This is a genomic window from Vibrio bivalvicida (assembly GCF_001399455.2).
Taxonomy (GTDB): Bacteria; Pseudomonadota; Gammaproteobacteria; order Enterobacterales; family Vibrionaceae; genus Vibrio; species Vibrio bivalvicida.
In genome coordinates this window covers 80,772-102,325 of the sequence record NZ_LLEI02000032.1, presented here as the reverse complement: position 1 = coordinate 102,325, position 21,554 = coordinate 80,772, and the positions used below count along the sequence as shown (strand labels likewise).

Below are 21,554 nucleotides of genomic sequence, written 5' to 3'. Positions count from 1 at the left end.
AAGGAACAATGATGAAAACATTTAAGGTAGCGACGATCGCACTATTGATTGGTGGTGGCATTGGCTTCGGTGTGAGTCAGCTTTTACCTAGTCACTCATTGATGAAAATGGCGGATGCTGCGGCTCCAAGTAAGGACTCAAACGAACCCTTGTATTGGGTGGCACCGATGGATCCAAATTACCAACGCGATAAACCGGGTAAATCGCCGATGGGCATGGATCTTATCCCTGTCTATGCAGAGGATTTGGCCTCAGACGCTAACAAAGCGGGTACAGTGACGATAGACCCATCGGTAGAAAACAACCTCGGAGTGAAAACCGCGGCGGTTGAGAAGCAGCGTTTGTCACCAAGGATTGAAACCGTTGGTTACGTTGCGTTTGATGAAAGTCGTTTATGGCAAACCAATGTGCGTGTTGCCGGCTGGGTTGAAAAGCTCAATATCAATGCGGTAGGAGAAAAAGTCGCGAAGGGTGAAGTGTTATTTACGCTTTACTCTCCAGAGCTAATTAAAGCGCAAGAAGAGTTACTTAACGCCTATCGAACCGGTCGAAGTGGTTTGGTAACAGGGGCGACCGAGCGCTTGGTTACCTTAGGGGTTGATCGCGCACAAATTAAAGCAATCAAGAAGCGTGGTAAAGCGTCTCAATCTATCGATATTAAAGCGCCAGCGGATGGCGTTATCGCGAGCTTGAATATTCGTGAAGGGGGGTACTTATCGCCAGCGCAAGCGGTGATCAGTGCAGGCCCGCTGGAAGAAGTCTGGGTTGATGCGGAAGTCTTTGAGCGCCAAGCCCATTGGATGCAAGCAGGCAGCATCGCCACGATGACACTTGACGCTATCCCCGATGGTCAATGGCAAGGAGAAGTGGATTATGTCTATCCCATTCTTGACCCGAGCACGCGTACTTTGCGGGTACGTCTGAAATTTCCAAACCCGAATGGTGAACTCAAACCAAATATGTTTGCCAATATTGCACTGCAGCCAGTTACCGAAGAGTCGGTATTAACCGTCCCTAAATCCGCAGTGATTCGTTCGGGAGGAATGACGCGCGTGGTGCTTGCAGAGGGCGAAGGAAAGTATCGCTCTGCGCGCATCAATGTTGGTCGAGAAGCTGGCGAGAGTGTCGAGGTACTTGAAGGACTTACCCTAGGCGATAGTGTTGTGACGTCAGCACACTTTATGCTGGATTCAGAATCAAGCCAATCTGCCGATCTGTCGCGAATTAATGGCACTGAGCCACCAGTTGAAACCGTCTGGACTCAAGGTGAAATTACCGATGTGATGGTAGGGCATCGAATGCTAACCATCAATCACCAAGCCGTTCCTGAATGGCAATGGCCGGGAATGGTGATGAACTTTACCGTAGCTGAGCAACTCAACATGCAAGAGCTGAAATCAGGCCAAGCCATAGAATTTGAGATGCAAAAGACGCCAGAGGGTCAGTATCAAATTGTTGATTATCGAATCGGTGACAGTGTTGTCGCCAATGAGGTGTGGGTAAGCGGAGATATCACTATGTTGATGGCGGACTTCGGCATGATTACCTTACAACATTTACCTGTCGCGGAATGGGATTGGCAGGCGGGAGAGATGAACTTCTCGGTGGGTGATGAAGTGGATTTATCTGGGTTTGAAGAAGGTCAGAAAGTTCGGTTTCTAGTTGAAAAGCAAGGGGCGGATTACTTACTTAAGCAAATCTCGGTGAGTGAGGAGTCAGTATGATTAGCGCGATTATTCGATGGTCAATCAGTAATCGTTTTTTGGTGCTGATCGCGACTTTAACTTTAACCTTGGGCGGTCTTTATAGCCTGAAAAATACCCCGGTGGATGCTATCCCCGATCTTTCCGATGTTCAGGTGATCATCAAAACCAGCTATCCCGGTCAAGCGCCTCAGGTGGTGGAGGATCAGGTCACCTACCCACTGACAACGGCTATGCTTGCTGTTCCCGGTGCAGAAACCGTGCGGGGTTATTCATTTTTTGGTGACTCATACGTCTATATCATTTTTAACGATGATACCGATATGTATTGGGCGCGCTCACGTGTACTGGAGTATCTCAGTCAGGTAGCGCCTAATCTTCCTTCCGGGGCGAAACCTACGCTCGGGCCTGATGCCACAGGAGTGGGTTGGGTATACAGCTATGTCTTGCAAGACAAAACAGGTCAACACGATCTGGCTGAGCTGCGTTCGCTGCAAGATTGGTTTTTGAAGTATGAGCTGCAAACCGTTGATGGCGTGTCTGAGGTTGCGACTGTTGGCGGAATGGTTAAACAGTATCAAGTACAAATTGATCCGGCTAAACTCCGTGCTTACAACCTGACGTTGCAACAAGTCAACAAGGCGATTCAGCAAGGCAACCAAGAAACAGGCGCTTCAGTCATCGAAGTGGCGGAAGCGGAACACATGGTACGTACCACAGGTTACCTATCGAGTGTTGAAGATATTCAATCCTTACCACTTAAAGTGACAGACAAAGGGACGCCTTTGTTACTCGGTGATATCGCAGATATTAATCTAGGCCCTCAAATGCGCCGAGGTATCTCAGAGTTTAATGGTGAAGGTGAAGCGGTTGGTGGCGTGATCGTGATGCGATTTGGTGAAAACGCCAGTGAAGTGATCACTTACGTCAAAGCCAAACTCGCAGAATTGCAGCGCAGTCTGCCTCCTGGTGTTGAGATTAAAGCGACCTATGATCGCTCGACATTGATTGATTCGGCGGTAGAGAACTTATGGAAAAAACTGGCAGAAGAGTTCATCGTGGTTGCGATTGTTTGTGCCTTGTTCCTGTTCCATATCCGCTCGTCACTGGTGATTGCGCTGAGCTTACCTGTGGGGATTCTGTCTGCCTTCATTGTTATGCATTGGCAGGGCATTAACGCCAACATCATGTCGTTGGGCGGTATTGCGATTGCGATCGGCGCAATGGTTGATGGGGCGATCGTGATGATCGAAAATGTCCATAAGCACATCGAGCGTACACCTCTCAATGATAACAACCGATGGGAAGTGATAGGTAAGGCTGCGCAAGAGGTGGGTGCGCCGCTGTTCTTCTCATTACTGATCATTACCTTAAGCTTTGTTCCTGTGTTTGCGCTAGAAGGCCAAGAAGGCAAGATGTTCTCCCCACTTGCGTTCACCAAAACCTATGCGATGGCGGCTTCAGCAGGCTTAGCGATTACGCTTGTGCCTGTGCTGATGGGCTATTTCATTCGTGGCAAAGTGCTGCCAGAGAGCAAAAACCCAGTAAACAAGGCGCTCATTGCGCTTTATCGTCCGCTACTCAATTTAAGCTTAACTTATCCTAAAGCTATGATTGTATTGGCATTAGGTCTGCTTGCCTCTGCTTACTATCCAATGAGCAAACTCGGCAGTGAATTCATTCCGCCTCTAGATGAAGGTGACTTGATGTATATGCCGACCACCTATCCGGGGATCTCTATTGGTAAAGCGCGTGAGCTATTACAACAGACCAACAAGTTAATTAAGTCTGTACCTGAGGTTGAGACGGTATGGGGCAAGATTGGTCGGGCAGAAACTGCCACTGACCCGGCGCCGCTGACCATGATCGAGACTGTGATTCAACTTAAACCCAAAGCGCAATGGCGAGAAGGGGTAACAACGGAGTCATTACGTAAAGAGTTTGATCAACTGGTTAAATTCCCTGGTTTAACCAACGCATGGGTCATGCCGATCAAAACGCGTATCGACATGTTGGCTACGGGGATTAAGACACCGATAGGCATCAAGATCGCCGGGCCTGACCTTAAGGTGATAGAGCAAATCGGTGGCGAGCTTGAACCGCTTCTAAATCAAATCAGTGGAACGGCGTCGGTCTACGCTGAGCGTGTCGCTGGTGGACGTTACGTGACGATTGATATTAAGCGTCGTTCTGCTGCTCGTTATGGACTCAATATTCAGGATGTCCAGCAAGTTATCTCGACGGCCATTGGCGGAATGAATGTCGGCGAGACAATTGAAGGGTTAGAGCGTTATCCAATTAATGTTCGCTACCCGCAAGACTACCGTGATTCGGTGGTGAAACTGCAAAACCTCCCACTAGTGACACCTAATGGCGCGCGTATTGCGTTGGCAGATGTGGCTGACATTCGTTATGAAGATGGCCCTCCGATGATCAAAACCGAGAATGCCCGTCCAAACGGCTGGGTGTTTGTTGACATTGATGGGCGCGATTTAGGCTCTTACGTCAACGAAGCGCAGGCTGTTGTTAGTGAACAGCTCCAGCTACCTGCGGGGTATTCGCTCACTTGGTCTGGTCAATATGAATATATGGAACGTGCGAAGCAGCGCTTGAGCGTAGTGGTGCCAATCACCATTGCCATCATTATGTTGCTGCTCTACTTCAGCTTCCGCCGAGTAGGAGAAGTGTTGGTCATCATGTGTACTCTGCCATTGGCGATGGTCGGTGGACTCTGGCTGATGCACTACCTAGGTTACAACTTTTCTATCGCGGTCGGTGTGGGCTTTATTGCTCTTGCTGGGGTTGCGGTAGAGATAGGCGTCATCATGCTGGTTTACCTCAATCAAGCTTGGCACCAACGTAAACTCGATGCCGCGCAAAACCAGCAGTTGTTACACAAAAGCGATTTGATGGACGCCATTCGTGAAGGCGCTGGACTTAGGGTTCGTCCGGTGATGATGACAGTACTGACAGTCATCATAGGTTTGGTGCCAATTATGTACGGCGATGGAACTGGCTCTGAAGTCATGCAGCGTATCGCAGCGCCAATGATTGGCGGCATGGCGTCAGCGCTACTGCTGACTCTTCTGGTGCTGCCCGCCATCTTTAAGCTCTGGAAGCAAAGAGAGCTTTCAAAGCCATCTTCTTCCAAACAACCAGCTTCAAATCAACAAGTTCCAAATCAATAACTTCAATCGTAGGTGGCAATGTCATTGTTGCTGCCTACAACCTAATCGTAAGGATATAAAAGATGAAAAAGACATTCGCATTGATCACAGCAACCTTGGCAAGTTCGTACGCTTTCGCTCAGATGGACCATTCGATGATGAATCATGGAGATATGGATCATAGTCAGATGATGGCAATGGATCACTCCAACATGGATCATTCAAACATGATGAATATGGAAGGCATGTCAGACGTTGGTATGCCTGCGACAGGTGCTAAACCTGACAAGGTCGTCCACGTTGTTCTCAGCGATGATATGACCATTCGTTTTAAGAAAGAGGTCAAGATTGAGCCTAATGATGTGGTCCAGTTTGTGGTGATGAATACAGGCAAGATAGATCATGAGTTTTCAATTGGTTCTGCAGAAGAGCAGCTCAAACACCGTGAGATGATGAAAACGATGGTAGGTCATGCCCATGATTCTGGTAGCACGGTGACTGTAGAACCTGGAAAAGCCAAACAGTTACTGTGGCATTTCCATGGTGACAATCAGGTGGAATTTGCCTGCAACATTGCGGGACACGCTGAAGCTGGCATGGTAAAAAGCACCACCTTATAGACTCATTAGCTTAGCAAAAAACGGCCAATTTCAATTGGCCGTTTTTATTGTCAATCTAGCACGACAAACTCATACAAACTTCATATGTATTATTTCATTTTATATACGGTATCATCACCGGAACTTTATAATCTTGAGGTAGTCAGATGGCTACACAGAATAATATTTGGAAGTAAACCATGGCTAAACGTTGGCTTTTATCTGCTGTAACCGTCGCATTGCTAGGTGGCGGCGCATATTTTTATCTGCAATCCTCTTCTGACTCACAAGCGTTTCCTATGCTGGCAGTAGCAAAAGGAACCATTGAGAAACAGGCGGTTGCGGTAGGTAAAATCGTTCCGGCGCATTCTGTATCGATTAAGTCGCAAATTGATGGGATTGTCGGGGAAATTTACGCGCAAGTGGGTGAGAACGTTAAGCAAGGTCAGCCTCTGATCAAAGTGCGTCCAAACCCAACGCCTCAAGCATTGACAGATGCCTCGACCGAGCTAATGCGTAGCGAAGCTGATCTTGAGTCGGAGAAACAAAAACTCGCTAACTTAGAGAGTTTGGTTAAGCAAGACATCATTCCAAGTAACTATGATGATTATGTTACTGCGCGCTCGGCGGTTAAGTCAGCCCAAGCTAATGTGTTACAGAAACGTCAAAACCTCGAACTTATCCAAAGTGGCGAAGCATCGATAGGTGATGCTCGCTTAACCTCAACCATCTATGCACCGATTGACGGTACCGTCCTGAATCGAAAAGTTGAAGTTGGTGAGCCAATCATCTCAACTCAATCTAGCCAAGCTGCGACCGAGATGATGTCGCTGGCGGATATGAAGAGTCTGATTTTCAAAGGCAGCGTCAGCGAGCATGATGCGGCTCAATTGTCACCGGGTATGCCAGTCGTCCTTACGGTAGCCCCATACCCAGAGGTTGAAATCGAAGGTGTGCTGACCAAGGTTGCGATCCAGTCAGAAAATCTTAATTCGCCAGAGTCGACTACGGCGAAGAGTTTCGACAATGGTTTCGGGGTAGAAGTCGGTGAGCTGAGAATTCCTCAAGATATCTTGCTGCGTTCGGGGTTCTCTTCTACCGCACAAATCACGCTTAAAAAGTCGGAAAATGTGCTGACCTTACCAGAGCGTGTACTCCAGTTTGAGGGCGATACGCCCAATGTTCTGATTCCCGATAACTCGGAGCAAGGTTTCCACAAACAGAAAGTGAAGTTAGGTCTTTCAGACGGCATCAATGTGGAAGTACTCGATGGCGTTGAACTTGATGAAGAGATTATTGATAACAGCATGATGATGGGAGCTGCCCATGGCTAAGTTGCACCTATCTAAAATTAGCATTGTGTTACTGGCAACAATGCTCAGCTTGCCAAGCTATGCGGTATCTATCGAGCAGGCATGGCAACAAGCGAAACAGAGCGATCCTAATTATGAAAAAGCCAAGATAGGTGTTCAGCTAGGTGAAACCAGTATTTCTTCAAGCCGTAGTTCGCTACTGCCCTCATTAAGTGCTGATGCTTCTGCTAATTGGAACGAAACTACACACAATACCAACAGCTACAGCGCCAACCTTTCCCAAATGATTTGGGATAGCAGCTTGTGGTCAGATTTAGACCAAGCAGAAGCAAACCTACTAAAAGCCCAATTAAAGCTGTCTCAAACACACAATGAATTGGCGCAAAAGCTACTTTCTAGTTATCTCGATATGGCCAGTGCTCAGGGTGACCTTGTATTGGCGCAAAACAAGCTAGAAGAAGGTGCTAAGCTCCTAAAGATCATCGAAAAACGCTATAAAGCGGGCAAAGTAAAATCGATTGACGTCGAGGAAATAAGAGCAACACAGGTATCAGAGGAAGCGGCGATTCTCAGTGCTCAAGCTGACTTACAAAGTAAGCGTGCGGAGCTTGCCGCGCTTATCAATCAGATGCCGCAAGAGGTGGACCAAATCCGCACAGATTCGCTTGTTCAGCCTCCAATGCTAGTCGAATCTCAAGAACAGTGGCTCAAATTAGCCAAAGACAGCAGCCCTGAGCTGTTGGTTGCTATGCAAAACGTTAAAGCGACTGAGTTTGCCAAAGATTCTGCACAAGGTGGTTACTACCCTACAGTGAAAGGCAAGCTAGGTTACAGCGATGACGATAGGCGATCGAGCGGTGAATTTAACGCAGGTGTTACACTAAGTGTGCCCATTGATCTCAATGGTGCGACTCGCGCCAAGGTCGATGAAGCATCGCTTAATATCTTAAGTGCTAAACAAGATTTGCGTCGGGTAGAAATAGATATCCAGAAACGCATCATCCAACGCTTTACTCAGGTTGATATCAACTGGAGTCAGGTATTGATGGCGGATGAATTGGTTGAATCACGAGCTAAGGTACTGGGCAGTAAAGAGAAGCTCTACGACGCAGGCCTCCTTGAAGTTTCTGAAGTGATCAATGCTCATAACAGTTTATTCGAAGCCAAAAACAGTCTGCAAACCAATCTGTATAATTATTGGCGTCAAAGAATCGGACTACTACAAACCGCTGGCAAGTTAGATGACAGCACTATGACTTTGATTTCTCAGGCTTTTGATTCATGAGTAGTTTGTTACAGCAAACGTGGCAAACCTTGATGGCACATAGGCTAAAAAGCATTTTGGCGATCATTGCCATTGCATGGGGCGTTATTTCCGTGGTTGTGCTGATTGCGCTCGGTGAAGGTTTCTATCGCCATCAAGTTCAGTCGCTATCGTTTATGGTTAACAATGTGCAAATCGCTTTCCCTTCAAGTACCAGTAAAGCATGGCATGGTATGCCCTCAAGACGGAAAATCACTATTGAGCAAGAGAAAGTCGATATGCTCAAACAATCGGGTTTTGTCGCGCAAGCGTCGACGGTGTACGCAAAATGGGACGCCAGTGTGACCAACATAAAAGGACAGAAGTTGTCTGGCTTCGTTAGTGGGATAGATCCCTCTTACTTTTCCTTAATGCAACGCAAGCTTGAATCTGGCTCGCGAAACATTTCGCCGAGTGATGTCATCAATCATACTCGAGTTGCTGTTCTTGGCGATCAAATTGCCAAGATGGGTAATATTAAGGTTGGTGAACAGGTCAAAGTCAACGGTATTCCTTTCTTGGTCATTGGCGTTATTAAGGACGAAGATTCGATAAACTCGTTTGGCGATAGCCGCAAAGTGTTTGTTCCGCAAACCACTTATCTCGATCTGTGGGACGCAAAACCTTGGATGTTATTGCTGAAGCCTGTTGAAGGTATGGACAGCGCGTCATTCAGGCAGAGTCTGGTTACCTTCTTTGCCAAGCAACTGCATTTTGACCCGAGTGATAAAGAGGCGATTAACCTGCCCGACTTAAGTGAGGGCGGTGCGCTAATTACCGGGATATTCCGCGGTATTCAGATTTTTCTTGGTGCGAGTGGTGCAATGACGATGGCCGTTGGTGCATTAGGTGTGGCAAACATTATGTTCTTATCTGTAACAGAAAGAACGCGCGAGATAGGGGTTCGATTGGCGATTGGTGCAACCCAACAATCGATATTGGGCCAGTTCATTCTCGAAGGGTTAATCTTAGTTGCCGTTGGGACAGGGCTGGGATTAACCATCTCTTACGCGCTTGTTTCTCTGTTAAGTACCATGAGTTTACCTGATTGGTTAGGCTCACCGGTGATTACGCCAGATTCGATTGCTTGGTCGCTATTAGTGACGCTTGTATTGGCTCTGCTTGCCTCATACTTTCCTGCGAGGAGAGCGTCGCGCTTGACTCCGGTTATCGCTTTAAGCGCGAGGGCTTAATGATGCTATTACCGATGAGACAAATCTTCCAAGAGATGGCAGCAGAAAAGCTCAGGTTAGGTCTGACAATTTTGGCTGTCGCTTGGGCGACGCTTTGTATCGCAGCGATGTTATCTGTCGGCGAAGGGATCCGTCAGGGTGTGTTGAGAACCGCGCAAAATGGCAACGGCAATCTGATCTATCTTACTGGTGGTATGGCGACTGTCGATTACGGCGCTTTTTATCAAGGTAAGTTCTTAACCCTTAAAGCGCAAGATGTGGACGTGGTTCGCGCGTTACCTGAGGTGAAGGGGGTAGTACCCACTGCAAGATGGAATGAGCGTATTAGTGCTGGTGATCGAGGCTCATGGCAAGAGCCGTTGGCGGTGACGACGGAATTTGCTTCTCTGACCAATTTGCAACCTTTAGCTGGTGGTCGTTGGCTCAACCCTCTCGATCAAAAAGAGATGCGTAAAGTCGTGGTATTAGGTTATTCGTTAGCCGCTGATCTATTTAACCCTGTAGAAGACTTTAGTTGGTTCGCGGCAGTGACGCTGCAAGTCAATCCGGCGGGGAAAAAGGTCAAAATTGGCAGTGAAGAGTTTACGGTTGTCGGGGTGCTGAAAAAGAACAGCGCTGAAATTGAGCAGGGTGATCAAATCAATTACTCAAGCTTTGTTCCACTAGCCACTTGGCAGCGTTTTCACGCCAATGGCGAAATTGCGGGTATCAATGTCGAGCCTAAAGCGAATGCAGACAGAAAGATATTGGCAAAGACGATTCGCCAAGTGATTGCACGCAAGCATGGCGCAAGTGTCAATGATGAGCAAGTTGTGCAAATCGAAGATATGTTCTTGCAACAGAAAAGCATGCAGAAATTCTTAATTGGTCTACAAAGTTTCCTTGGCATTATTGGCTTTGTCACACTCGCCGTCGCAGGGGTAGGCATTGCCAACGTGATGTACGCGACAGTGAAACGCTCGACCCGTGATATCGGTGTGAGAATGGCGGTTGGAGCAACCCCTACAGCGATCCGTTTGCACTATCTGGTTCAGTCACTAATGACCATGATGCTGGGTGGTGTGCTCGGTCTTGGCGTGACTTATGCGTTGGTATCCGCACTGGGTGCAATCAGTTTGGAAGGCAACGTGTTCTACGAGCAGTTAGGCAAACCTGTTCCTGAACTGTCTTGGGTTGTGGTGCTGGTAGTGATTACGACCCTAATCATTATTGGTGTTGCTTCTGCTTGGTTGCCAGCGAATCGCGCAGCGAAAGTCAGTCCGTTGGAGGCGCTACAAAGTGAGTAATAACAATTGTGGAGAGAAAATGTCACACCAAGTGCTCGTTGAGCTGAATAATATCTGCAAATACTATTCGAGCGGAGAAGCGGAGGTTCGCGCTCTCGATGGCGTAGAACTCACGATCAATCAAGGTGAGTTCCTGTCTATTTTGGGGCCGTCTGGATCGGGTAAATCGACGCTGATGAACATGCTCGGCTGTTTGGATAAGCCGACAGCAGGTGACTACCAATTAGCAGGTCAGAACGTGGCGAGCCTAAGTGCAAATCAGCTCGCAGGGATTCGCAATCAAAGAATAGGGTTTGTCTTTCAGAGCTTCAACTTGCTCGAATACGCGACAGCGCTCGACAATGTTGCTTTACCTCTGGTTTATTCAGGCGTGAAAGCTAAAGAACGCCGTCAGCGCGCAGCGAAGTTGCTTGAACAGGTTGGGCTTGGTGACCGCCTTGATCATAAACCGAATCAGCTTTCCGGTGGTCAAAAGCAACGAGTGGCAATCGCAAGGGCACTAGTCAATGATCCGCAAATTATTTTAGCTGATGAGCCAACTGGGGCACTTGACTCAAAATCTGGCGCAGAGATTGAAGCCCTATTTAATCAGCTTCATGCTGAGGGCCGAACACTGATCATCGTGACTCACGACAATGCGCTGGCAGAACGTACCAAACGCATTATCACGATAAAAGATGGCAAAGTGATTTCTGACCGAAAACCTATTGCACAAGTAGCATGAGAAAGCGAGCCATTTGGCTCGCTGTTTTAGTTCTCGTGAGGTGGCGACATAATGTGGTGATTGGCATGATCTTGAACAGCTTTATGCCACTGCTCCAGTCTTTTCCGTGTCTGCTGCGAAGAAGGTTGCTCTAGGCAATATTGGATCACGTACTGATATTGGCTGGCAAGTTTTTCGTTTGCCTCTGTTACTTGCTGTGAGACTGAGATTGTCTGTTTTAAGCGTTTCGCTATAGCTTTATCGAATACTGAGGTCATCACTTACTCCTTAGCTGATCTTATAAACGTTAACTCGGTTAAGAGCACAGTCGGGTAGGTAGAGGGTACGATTATGTGCGTGAAGCAGGTATGGCATCCATAGCTGACCTTTACTTGGATCGGCACCAAAGCCACTAAAACTGTCAATGAAATGCCCCTGTTGGTCAAAGACCTTGATTGCTCGATTAACCAAATCAGACACAAACAACTTGCCATGGTCTAAATCTATACTGGTTGGTAGCAGGAAGTTGTCATTATCCGTACCGTAACCCTGCTGACCGAAACTGCCAACGTATTGATCGTGACGATTGTAAATCACCACGCGATTGTTGTTTTGATCGGTGATGTACTTTTGACCATCCGGTGTAATGGTGATGTCGGTTGGTGTGAAAAACTCATTATCACCATGACCTTTTTCACCAAAGGTAGTGACTAAGCCAGTGATTCCCTGTTGATTGAGCCGCCAGCGACTAATGCGATTATTGCCAGAATCAGCAATATAGACATCGCGGCTTATCGGATCTACGGCAACACCTTGAGGCTTGAATAGCTGCCACTCTTGGTGACCCAAACCTCCAAAATAGCTAAAGGGCACCAGCTCGCCAATTAACTCGTCATATTGATAAATCGTCACAATACCGCTTATGTAGTTGCTGACGACCAGTAAAGGTATATCTGGGTTGAGTTGGCCGAGTAATGGCGACGAAGGGGTTAAAGAGCAGATGCCAAGTGAGCCTGGTAAAAGAGGTAAGCTACCCGGCCTAGCGGCATCTGGTTGAGTGTTTTCTGTCGCTTGCAGTTGATAGTTGCCAGCGTCAACGAGCCAAAGCAGCTGGTTTGGGTCATCAAACTTATCACCTAGGAATATTCGAACCCAGGTTTGTTGCCATTTTTGCGTCCACTCCATCTGGGTACTTAAGGTCATTGAAAGCCAGGAAGGTGCATCGATTTGGTGAATCGAATTTAGCCATTTATCTTGCTGTTCAAAATGTTTTTCCCACCATTCGCTAATAATAGGATAACGACTTTCGGAGTTGTTTGTTGGAACGGGAGAGATATCGCCAGCCACCGAGGTGACAAAGTGCAGCTGTCCTTTTTTATCTCGCTCATCGCTTAATTGATCAATCAATAATGTAGATATAGGTAGCTGAGGTGATAATTCTGCCCAGTCGATCTGATGAATCTGTAAAGAAGCGAGAATGGGTTCGGTAATCAACAGGCGATTTTGGTCAAGTTTGGTGATTTGTATTGGTGAGAAGAAGCCGGTTATGTTACCTGAAAAATGGCCATCAATATCGTAAACAGAGACTGAATACTGTTTGGCTCCTGGGATAAGAATTCGGTTATCAATGATTGAGACATCGCGCGCGAGGTCGATACCATCTAGATAGGTTTTCCCGTTTGCGAATGGAACGGGCTTTCCCTCCCAATCACAGCGAACTACAGTAGCAAAGCCAGTATTAGCGATGTACAGATGACCGTCGAGATCGCAACTCAGTCCTTGAGGCCATAAAAAGTGAACAGGCTCTTTGGCTTGGATGGCTGTGATGTCTCTTAACCATTTACCTTCGTCATTGAAAATCACCAATCGACTTTCACCGTTTTCGCCTTCGTAAAACTCATCAGCCACACACAGCTTACCCTGATAGAAAGCCAATCCGTTTGGTCCTTGTAAGTTGATTGGATCCCCCTTGCCAAAATTGCTGATTGAGTGGATGCTGAGCGCTTGATTGTATTCAAGGATATGGATACGTTTGTTGGCAATGTCGCTGACGTAAATCCAAGGTTTATCAGGATGGGGTAACAGGCGAAAAGGCATATTGAACTGTTGGCTGCCATTGCCAACACTGCCAAAGCTAGCTAACAACTTGTCCATTTTTCGGTCGAAGACGAGTATACGATTGTGTGCGGTATCTGCTAACCAAATTCGACCAAACTTGTCGGTACAGTTGCCGACAGGAGTATTGAGTGAAACGTTTCCCGCCGTACGACAGGGGAGGTTAGGTAAATGTGTTATCTGCTTACCGATATAGGTGTGATAGGTGATTCCCATATTAAGCCCTTATGATGTTAATAGATATGTTATTAATTTCATAAATGTAGCAGGCCAAAATGACAGTTCCATCAAGTGTCGTTGTTACATTAAGATCTGTGCGCGGGATTGGTAACGGATTGAAAGTACACGGCCGTCTGGTTAAGAAGACCGTGAATATTGAACTAGATTTGATTAAAAAGAGTAGTTGAGCTGAAGACCTGCTAACCAGGCACTGGTATTGACTGTAGAGACGATATTGAAAGGTTCAGGATTAGCAAGAACTTGTGATTCATCGATCGTTGTTTGCTCACCTGTCAAGTAGCCTAAAGCTAGATCGACACTGAGGTTTTCTGTAGCTTTATAAGTACCACCAAAGGTAAACCAATGCCTGTCAGTATCAGGAATCGAAAGTGAGCTGATCTGATCAACGGGTGACAAGTCATACATATAGCCCGCTCTTAACTCGATTGAGCGGTTCAGATAGTGGGTAATGCCAATAGAAACGTGTCCAGCATCTTGCCATTGGTAGTCTTTAATTGATGTTGAGTAACTTTCTGATGCCAAGCTATCAAATTCAGACCAAGCGACGTATTGCATGCTGTAGTGAGCCGCCCATTTAGGGTTAAGTTTATGGTAGCCCGAGAACTCTATAATATCAGGCAATGGAATATCTAGATTGTCTGTTAGACCTTGACCTTCACCCGCTTGATAGACTTGGCCTTCGGCTCTTAATTCTGGGCTATAACGATAAGATAAGCCAAAGCGGTTGTTCTCATCTAACACATAGGCTAAGCCCAAGTTGAAACCTAAGCCATAACCATCCGCGTCGATTGAAAGTAGTGGCGCATTATTGTGCTTTCTCGCGATGTCTCCTTCACCATAGATGATGTCGATACCACCGCCCACCGACCACGAATCGTCGATTTGATAGCTTGCAGAGAATCCAGCATTGATGCTACTTAAGTAGGTTTTTCCGCCAAATATAGGGGCAGAAAAATCATCGTCGAATTCCACATCAGTGCCGTAGTTCGAGTGAACCGTTGCGCCTAGAGTCCAAGGCGTCCCCTCGATAGGAAACACCATATTAGCGTTCGGTACTAGGGTATTGTTGTCGAGGCTAGTGTCATCAAGCGATTGCGTTGTCGATGTTGGTGTGGTGTAACGCATATCACTGAACTCAACTTGGCTGGCAATATTGACTGCGCCCACTGATATCATCGGTTGGTCGATTAAACTCATCGCCGCCGCATTTTTTGCTACCACAGCGGCGTTGTCAGCAATAATCGCGTCTCCAGCGAATGCACGACCTAAACCCGTTGCCGACTGAGCATTAAGTTGAAAGCCTGCGGCGTGTGCCTGAATAGCTGTAGCAACGCTAAGACTAAGGATTGTCTTTTTCATTATTGTGCCTCGTCGGTTTCATCTTCAATGTTTATCAGGTCGTCAGAGTCAAGGTAAATTGCTCGTGCGTTGGTTGCGACCATATTACGAACCGCCTCTTGTTGCGTTATGCGTGAATTGTTTCCTGCTTCCATATGTTGTGGGTCTTGAGACGGCAATCCTGTTTCATCCATTGGTCCCTCGTAAGGGAAGAGAAATGTTCCATGACCACCAACAGTCGCTCTGATCACTCCTCTGATTGGTGCATCTGTTGTGGAACTAGTTATGTCATTTAGCTCTAGCGCATGGATTAAAGGGTCCGTCCCCGTCATGACATTATTTTCTGCATTATTTGGTACTACGGTGTCAGGCATATACTCTCCGATTTCACAGGTATCACCGCAGTCACCAACAGCTTCTATAAGAAGAGTTGGTTGCTGAGCTTGCACCTGTCTCGAAACCTTTCCTGCTGGGTCTGAACCATCAATAGTTTGTTGGACGCCTTGCTTTAAAATAGGGATGAGAGCTGAATAGATTTCGTTCTCCAACATCTCAATACTGCCTTCTAGTTCAGCACTATGAGTTTGAAGAGCGGTGATACAAGTTTCGTTACTTTCACTTTCGTGACATATGTTTGGCAATAGAGTTTCCGCAATCGCTCTTTGCACGTCAGCTGACTTTTTCACCGAGGTTTCCATTTCGGAACCTAGTGTGAGAGAAGAAAGTGTAAGATTTACTAATCCTTGACCTGGTACAACGTAGTTGGAAGTAGCTAAAGCCAAGCCCTCTATTGGTTGGGCAACTGGTGATTCAGGCTTATAAGTCGCCTCCGTGGTCATTACAGACATGATGCCTCCAAGAGAGACTCCAATTAAGTGGACCTCTCTGCCAGCCTTATCATTGCCGAAATTGAGCGCCCATCTTAAGCCAATAAAGTCACTAACAGATTGGTGAAGGTTAGACCGCAATGTTAGGGGGGAAGTGATATTGATAAAGTAAGACTTGTCAGCGCGAGCACTAATGGGCTTTCCGCTGTCGCAGTATTTTAATGTTGTTTCATCACTATATTTCGAACTATCACAGACGATTCTAGCACCATGATACGGCATATCTATTGCTGTAAATATGTATTCCTTTCCGTCTGTAACATATTCCTTAGCAACCAGTGAAGCGGACTCTTTGTCACCAGTAACGCCATGGATAAAGATAACCGATGGATTGGTGGAATCGTTAATGAACTGTCTGGCTCCGGCTTTTGAATCTGTAGCTCCGCCAATGTAAGGCAAGTAAAAATCGACAGGGATAGTGGTTGTAGAGTCATTATACTTGGCTACTTCCCCTTGATTACCAAAGAAAGGCTGGGTTAGGTGCTCTCCATTCTCACCTTTTGTCCAATTGTACATTGACGGGCAATTGGCGATCGGGTCGTAACTGTCCAGCAAACATTTTTCTCTATCGGCGATGTTTTGTGTAAAAGGAAGGTAATTGTTTGTCTCTAGTGTTGCGCCAGAAACGATTATATAAGCTTTACTTGGACGAGCAGAGTTGACCTCAGTGACTTCAATATTCGTCAGGTCAAGTGTCGGTGGATTTGATGGATCAGATATTGTTTGTTGGACAATATTGTCGATGACGGAATAACTATTTTGAGTAGTAAATGTAGAGGCGTATACGACCTCGTTCGGCTTACCTAAGTCACTATACGCGGAAACGGCGTTTTTTGTCTTCTGTTGGAGATTGCGTTGTTGCTCATCCAACTCATTGGGGTCTGCACTTAAAAGTTGTCCAAAGGCTGGCGATGATTGTAGAGGAAAGCCTTCTACCGTCATTACGCCGTTCGAGACGGCAATGAAATACTCTGTCCCTGGTTGAAGAGCGGCACCGCATTCGATGGTGAGTTTGCGACCATCACTAGATAGTTTGGTATTTGGAACCTCTTGCCTAGTTGTCCCCTCGATGAGCAGAACGTTTCCTTGCAGAGACGTTGGTTCTAGGGCAATAACCTGCTCAGAACCGACACTGCTAAGCGGAATCTCAATTGGCTCAACACACAAGCCCCAACCATCGACGGCGGCGAAGCTAGTTTCGAAGCTTTGGTAGTAGGCGTCATATTCAGCGTTAGTAGAATAAGCATTGGGCGAAGAAGGTTCACCGGGCAAAGAGATTGTTCCGTCTGCATCATATCCATAGCCGTCATTAGGCATAGGAATGCTACTCAACGAAAAAGGTACTTCTACTGCGATGTTTTCAGAAGTGCTCTCTTCACTATTACACCCCCCGAGTAGTGAGATAGCGGAAACTGCGAAGGTTAGAGAATGGAATACTCTCATAGGAGATACCTGTGTAGTTGCTCAAATTGACCTGATATATCGAGCGAACAAGAGGTTATTTACAAATGTTTAACAATAAAAAAAGCTAAAGAAGGGCAGGGTTTGGTATTTAGATAGGAGAGCTGAATGAATTTCGCGGCTGAAATTTGTGCTTTAGATGCATTGTTTTGGGGAGTAGATCGCTATTTATGTGCATCTGAGTGATTAACTTCACAGAACGCTATTTTAAAGTAGGTAAATGTAGCTAACTGTTAGCTAGATTACATTACTTTTGTTAATTTTTCCGCATTATACCTAGCATAAGATGCTAAAAAAAGGCGTCTTATCAGATAATTTGGCACTTCGGTCTGCTGGTTGTGGGAATCTTATGTTAATTAACTGACTATTTTCTCTTTACCAGTGTTTTTTACCAATTTCTTGACGTAATCGTGGAATTATACGATTTTTTGCTACATTTTTATGGCAAATTACTTCGATGATTGATACTGTGTGCCGCAATCTTTGTATGGATTTAGATTTTTATGCTTAAATTTTGAGCTAAACAGATCTAAATCACTGTCCGTTCTAGTGCCATACAAAGAAGTCATGGATGCAAATGAAAAACTTGGAGTTTTACGCATGTATAAGAACAAAATAACGCGCGCTCTTCTAGTTGGCGCGGGCCTTTCTTTAGCGCTAACTGGTTGTGGTGACAAACCAGAAGAAAAACAAGCTGCTCAGCCAGCACCTACCCCTGAAGCTAAATCAGACTCTCAGAATGTAGAACTCGCAGCGGTACAAGAATTAGTTCGTGGCAACGGTACAGAAGTTGCGACAATCGACCCGCACAAATCTCAAGGTGTTCCAGAATCTCACGTTATTCGTGATCTTCTTGAAGGCTTGGTGAACCAAGATGCTGATGGCAACACTATCCCAGGTGTCGCTGAATCTTGGGAAACAACAGACAACAAAACTTTCACTTTCCACCTACGTAAAGACGCGAAGTGGTCTAACGGCGACCCAGTAACTGCTGGCGATTTCGTGTATAGTTTCCAGCGCGCAGTTGATCCAAATACGGCTTCTCCATACGCTTGGTATATGGAATACACCAAGATGGTCAATGCAAAAGACATTGTCGCTGGTAAAAAAGACAAGAGCGAACTAGGTGTTAAAGCGGTAGATGATCACACGCTAGTTGTTACGCTTGATACTGCTGTACCTTACTTCGTAATGATGATGGGTCACACTACAGTGAAGCCTGTTCATAAAGCAACTGTTGAGAAGTACGGTGATCAGTGGACTAAACCAGAGCACTTTGTTGGTAATGGCGCTTTCGTAGTAGATAAGTGGGTTGTGAACGAGCGCCTGGTACTTAAACGAAATGAAAAGTACTGGGACAACACAAGCACTAAACTAAACAAAGTAACCTTCCTACCTATCGAAAACCAGGTAGCAGAAATGAACCGCTTCCTAGCGGGTGAGATTGATATTTCTCACGAATTACCTGTAGAGCACTTTAAACGTCTTAAGAAAGAGCACCCAGAAGAAGTATCAGTAACAGGCAACCTGTGTACTTATTACTACCTCTTCAATACCAAAAAAGCACCGTTTGATGATGTGCGTGTCCGTAAGGCTATCTCTTACGCGATTGATCGTAACATTGTTACTGACGCTATCTTAGCGCAAGGTCAAAAGCCGGCTTACTTCTTAACTCCAGAGATCACTGCAGGCTTCAACCCAGAAATGCCTGCATATGGTCAGATGACTCAAGCAGAGCGTGATGCAGAAGCTGCGCGTCTTCTAGAGGAAGCTGGCTTTGGTAAAGACAACCCACTTAAATTTAACCTTCTTTACAACACTTCTGAAAACCACAAGAAGATTGCTGTAGCACTAGGTTCTATGTGGAAGAAAACACTAGGTCTAGATGTAACTCTAGAAAACCAAGAGTGGAAAACTTACCTGTCTACGAAAGATTCTGGTGACTTTGAAGTAGCACGTGCTGGTTGGTGTGGTGACTACAACGAAGCTTCTTCATTCTTAACGTTAATGAAGAGTAACAACAACACTGGCGGTATTCACTACGACAGCAAAGCTTACGATGCAATCATCGATAAAGCACTGAAGTCGACTTCAGATGCAGAGCGTGAAGCACTTTACCTAGAAGCAGAGAAGCTACTAGCGAAAGATATGCCTATCGCACCTATCTACCAGTACGTGAAATCACGTCTGCTTTCTCCTAAGGTTGGTGGCTTCCCTGCAAACAACCCAGAAGAGAAAATCTACTCTAAAGATCTATACATCCTCAAGTAAACCTTGAACTGATAGAACTATAAAAATATTGGCCTGCATGTGAGCAATTACATGCAGTGCCTCTGCTCAATTTGAATTCGAAGAAATTCGATTGATTCCTTCTTTTTTAACTGTCACAGACTGAAAGAGTGAGTTTATGTTTAAATTCATCGCGAAAAGGATATTTGAGGCGATCCCAACTATGTTGGTTTTGATCACTGTATCTTTCTTTCTTATGCGTTTCGCTCCGGGTAACCCATTCTCGAGTGAGCGTCCATTACCGCCAGAAGTTATGGCGAATATCGAAGCTAAATACGGGCTAGATAAGCCAGTATTTGAGCAATACACCACATATCTAACCAACGTCATCCAAGGTGATTTTGGTCCTTCATTTAAGTATCTCGATTACTCGGTAAATGAACTGATTTCGGTTGCACTACCTGTATCGGCTAAAGTTGGTTTTATCGCCTTTATCTTTACTGTCATCATGGGGGTCACTGTTGGTACCATTGCCGCCTTGAAGCAAAATACCTGGGTCGACTACACCATAATGTCTACCGCCATGTTGGGTGTAGTAATGCCATCGTTTGTATTAGCACCCGCACTTATCTATCTGTTCTCGCTACATTGGAATATATTCCCTGCGGGTGGATGGCAAGATGGCAGTTTGAAGTTTCTCGTACTGCCCGTCATAGGTATGTCACTTCTTTACGTAGCGACTTTTGCGCGTATCACGCGTGGCTCAATGATCGAAACCTTAAACAGTAACTTTATCCGAACTGCCCGTGCGAAAGGTCTAAGTTACCGTTACATCATCATAAAGCATGCCTTAAAGCCAGCGCTTCTTCCTGTCGTTTCATACATGGGTCCGGCGTTCGTAGGTATTATCACAGGTTCAGTGGTTATCGAAACCATCTTTGGTCTACCGGGTATCGGTAAACTGTTCGTTAACGCTGCATTTAACCGTGACTATTCGCTTGTTATGGGGGTAACCATTTTGATTGGTTTCCTATTTATCCTATTCAACGCGATTGTAGATATCCTACTTGCAATGATTGACCCGAAAATTCGCTACTAACAGGGACGTTTGGTTATGTTAACGAAAAAAGAAAACCTAGAAGCGATTGAGAAGTTCTCTGAAAACCTAGAGATCGAAGGTCGCAGTCTATGGCAAGATGCTCGCATCCGCTTTATGCGTAATAAAGCGGCGATGGTGAGTTTGTTTATCCTATTTTTAATGACCTTGGCGGTTGTTGTGTTGCCGACGATTGCGCCATTCACCTATGATGATACTGACTGGTACGCGATGCATGTCGCTCCAAGTGCAGAGCACTGGTTTGGTACCGATAGTTTAGGTCGTGACCTTTACGTTCGTACGCTTATCGGTGGCCGTATCTCTCTAATGGTAGGTGTCATGGGCGCATTTGTTGCGGTATTGATTGGTACGCTTTACGGCGCTGCTTCTGGCTTTATCGGTGGTAAAGTAGACCGCATCATGATGCGTATTCTAGAGATACTTTACGCAGTTCCTTTCATGTTCCTAGTTATCGTACTAGTGACCTTCTTCGGTCGTAACATCATTCTAATCTTCGTTGCTATCGGTGCCATTGCTTGGCTAGATATGGCGCGTATTGTGCGTGGTCAGACACTTAGCTTACGCAGCAAAGAGTTTATCGAAGCGGCACATGTTTGTGGTGTGAGCAAGTGGAAAATCATCACTCGTCATATCGTACCAAATGTACTGGGCATTGTAGCGGTATACTCGACGCTGCTTATCCCTAGCATGATTTTGACTGAATCATTCCTTTCATTCCTTGGTCTTGGTGTTCAGGAACCAATGACGAGTTGGGGCGCACTTCTTCAAGAAGGTGCACAGACAATGGAAGTAGCAATCTGGCAGCTGGCATTCCCAGCAGCGTTTATGGTTGTGACTTTGTTCTGCTTCAACTACGTTGGTGACGGCCTGCGCGACGCGCTGGATCCAAAAGACAGATAA

15 protein-coding genes are annotated in these 21,554 nt (G+C 46.0%); 11 read left to right on the top strand and 4 right to left on the bottom strand.

The annotated features are described in order from the left end of the window. Window positions 1-11: 11 nt before the first annotated feature. The 8 genes from APB76_RS11355 (at window position 12) to APB76_RS11320 (ending at window position 11,288) form a co-directional block, all read left to right on the top strand. Window positions 12-1,724 carry an efflux RND transporter periplasmic adaptor subunit gene (locus APB76_RS11355; RefSeq protein ID WP_054961633.1) on the top strand — a complete coding sequence of 571 codons (1,713 nt, stop codon included), beginning with the start codon at window positions 12-14 and terminating at the stop codon, window positions 1,722-1,724. Then, window positions 1,721-4,891, top strand: a complete 3,171-nt coding sequence (locus tag APB76_RS11350; RefSeq protein WP_054961634.1) for an efflux RND transporter permease subunit — start codon at window positions 1,721-1,723, stop codon at window positions 4,889-4,891. The genes APB76_RS11355 and APB76_RS11350 overlap by 4 nt, the downstream gene beginning before the upstream one ends. A gap of 62 nt (window positions 4,892-4,953) precedes the next feature. Then, window positions 4,954-5,490: a copper-resistant cuproprotein CopI gene (gene copI, locus APB76_RS11345; protein ID WP_054961635.1), complete on the top strand. Its 537-nt coding sequence runs from the start codon at window positions 4,954-4,956 to the stop codon at window positions 5,488-5,490. Between the two features lie 179 nt (window positions 5,491-5,669). Then, the gene (locus APB76_RS11340) at window positions 5,670-6,803 is read left to right on the top strand and encodes an efflux RND transporter periplasmic adaptor subunit (protein ID WP_054961636.1); all 1,134 of its coding nucleotides are present in this window, start codon (window positions 5,670-5,672) and stop codon (window positions 6,801-6,803) included. Further along, entirely contained in the window at window positions 6,796-8,067 is a 1,272-nt protein-coding gene (locus tag APB76_RS11335) for a TolC family protein (RefSeq protein ID WP_054961637.1), read from the top strand. The genes APB76_RS11340 and APB76_RS11335 overlap by 8 nt, the downstream gene beginning before the upstream one ends. Continuing rightward, window positions 8,064-9,278 carry an ABC transporter permease gene (locus tag APB76_RS11330; RefSeq protein ID WP_054961638.1) on the top strand — a complete coding sequence of 405 codons (1,215 nt, stop codon included), beginning with the start codon at window positions 8,064-8,066 and terminating at the stop codon, window positions 9,276-9,278. Before APB76_RS11335 ends, APB76_RS11330 begins: the two co-directional genes overlap by 4 nt. Window positions 9,279-9,280: 2 nt before the next feature. Further along, window positions 9,281-10,564: an ABC transporter permease gene (locus APB76_RS11325; RefSeq protein ID WP_054961689.1), complete on the top strand. Its 1,284-nt coding sequence runs from the start codon at window positions 9,281-9,283 to the stop codon at window positions 10,562-10,564. 19 nt (window positions 10,565-10,583) lie between these two features. Continuing rightward, window positions 10,584-11,288, top strand: coding sequence for an ABC transporter ATP-binding protein (locus tag APB76_RS11320; protein WP_049843754.1), 705 nt, complete (start codon window positions 10,584-10,586; stop codon window positions 11,286-11,288). 26 nt (window positions 11,289-11,314) lie between these two features. On the opposite strand, the gene APB76_RS11315 is transcribed toward APB76_RS11320, so the two are convergent. From APB76_RS11315 to APB76_RS11300, 4 genes are all read right to left on the bottom strand, one after another. After that, window positions 11,315-11,545, bottom strand: coding sequence for a hypothetical protein (locus APB76_RS11315; protein WP_049843755.1), 231 nt, complete (start codon window positions 11,543-11,545; stop codon window positions 11,315-11,317). 10 nt (window positions 11,546-11,555) lie between these two features. After that, window positions 11,556-13,598 (bottom strand): NHL repeat-containing protein, encoded by a 2,043-nt coding sequence (locus APB76_RS11310; protein WP_054961639.1) that lies wholly within the window; start codon window positions 13,596-13,598, stop codon window positions 11,556-11,558. Between the two features lie 174 nt (window positions 13,599-13,772). After that, the gene (locus APB76_RS11305) at window positions 13,773-14,981 is read right to left on the bottom strand and encodes an OmpP1/FadL family transporter (protein ID WP_049843757.1); all 1,209 of its coding nucleotides are present in this window, start codon (window positions 14,979-14,981) and stop codon (window positions 13,773-13,775) included. Then, window positions 14,981-17,290 (bottom strand): lipase, encoded by a 2,310-nt coding sequence (locus APB76_RS11300; protein WP_237767901.1) that lies wholly within the window; start codon window positions 17,288-17,290, stop codon window positions 14,981-14,983. The genes APB76_RS11305 and APB76_RS11300 overlap by 1 nt, the downstream gene beginning before the upstream one ends. A gap of 618 nt (window positions 17,291-17,908) precedes the next feature. On the opposite strand from APB76_RS11300, the gene APB76_RS11295 reads away from it, so the two are divergent. From APB76_RS11295 to oppC, 3 genes are all read left to right on the top strand, one after another. Beyond that, complete coding sequence (locus tag APB76_RS11295) at window positions 17,909-19,579, top strand: ABC transporter substrate-binding protein (protein ID WP_049843803.1); 1,671 nt, start codon at window positions 17,909-17,911, stop codon at window positions 19,577-19,579. Window positions 19,580-19,715: 136 nt separating this feature from the next. Beyond that, a complete protein-coding gene (gene oppB, locus APB76_RS11290; RefSeq protein WP_054961640.1) occupies window positions 19,716-20,636 on the top strand; it encodes an oligopeptide ABC transporter permease OppB in 921 nt (306 codons plus the stop codon). A 15-nt stretch (window positions 20,637-20,651) separates the two neighbouring features. Further along, entirely contained in the window at window positions 20,652-21,554 is a 903-nt protein-coding gene (gene oppC / locus APB76_RS11285) for an oligopeptide ABC transporter permease OppC (protein WP_049843759.1), read from the top strand.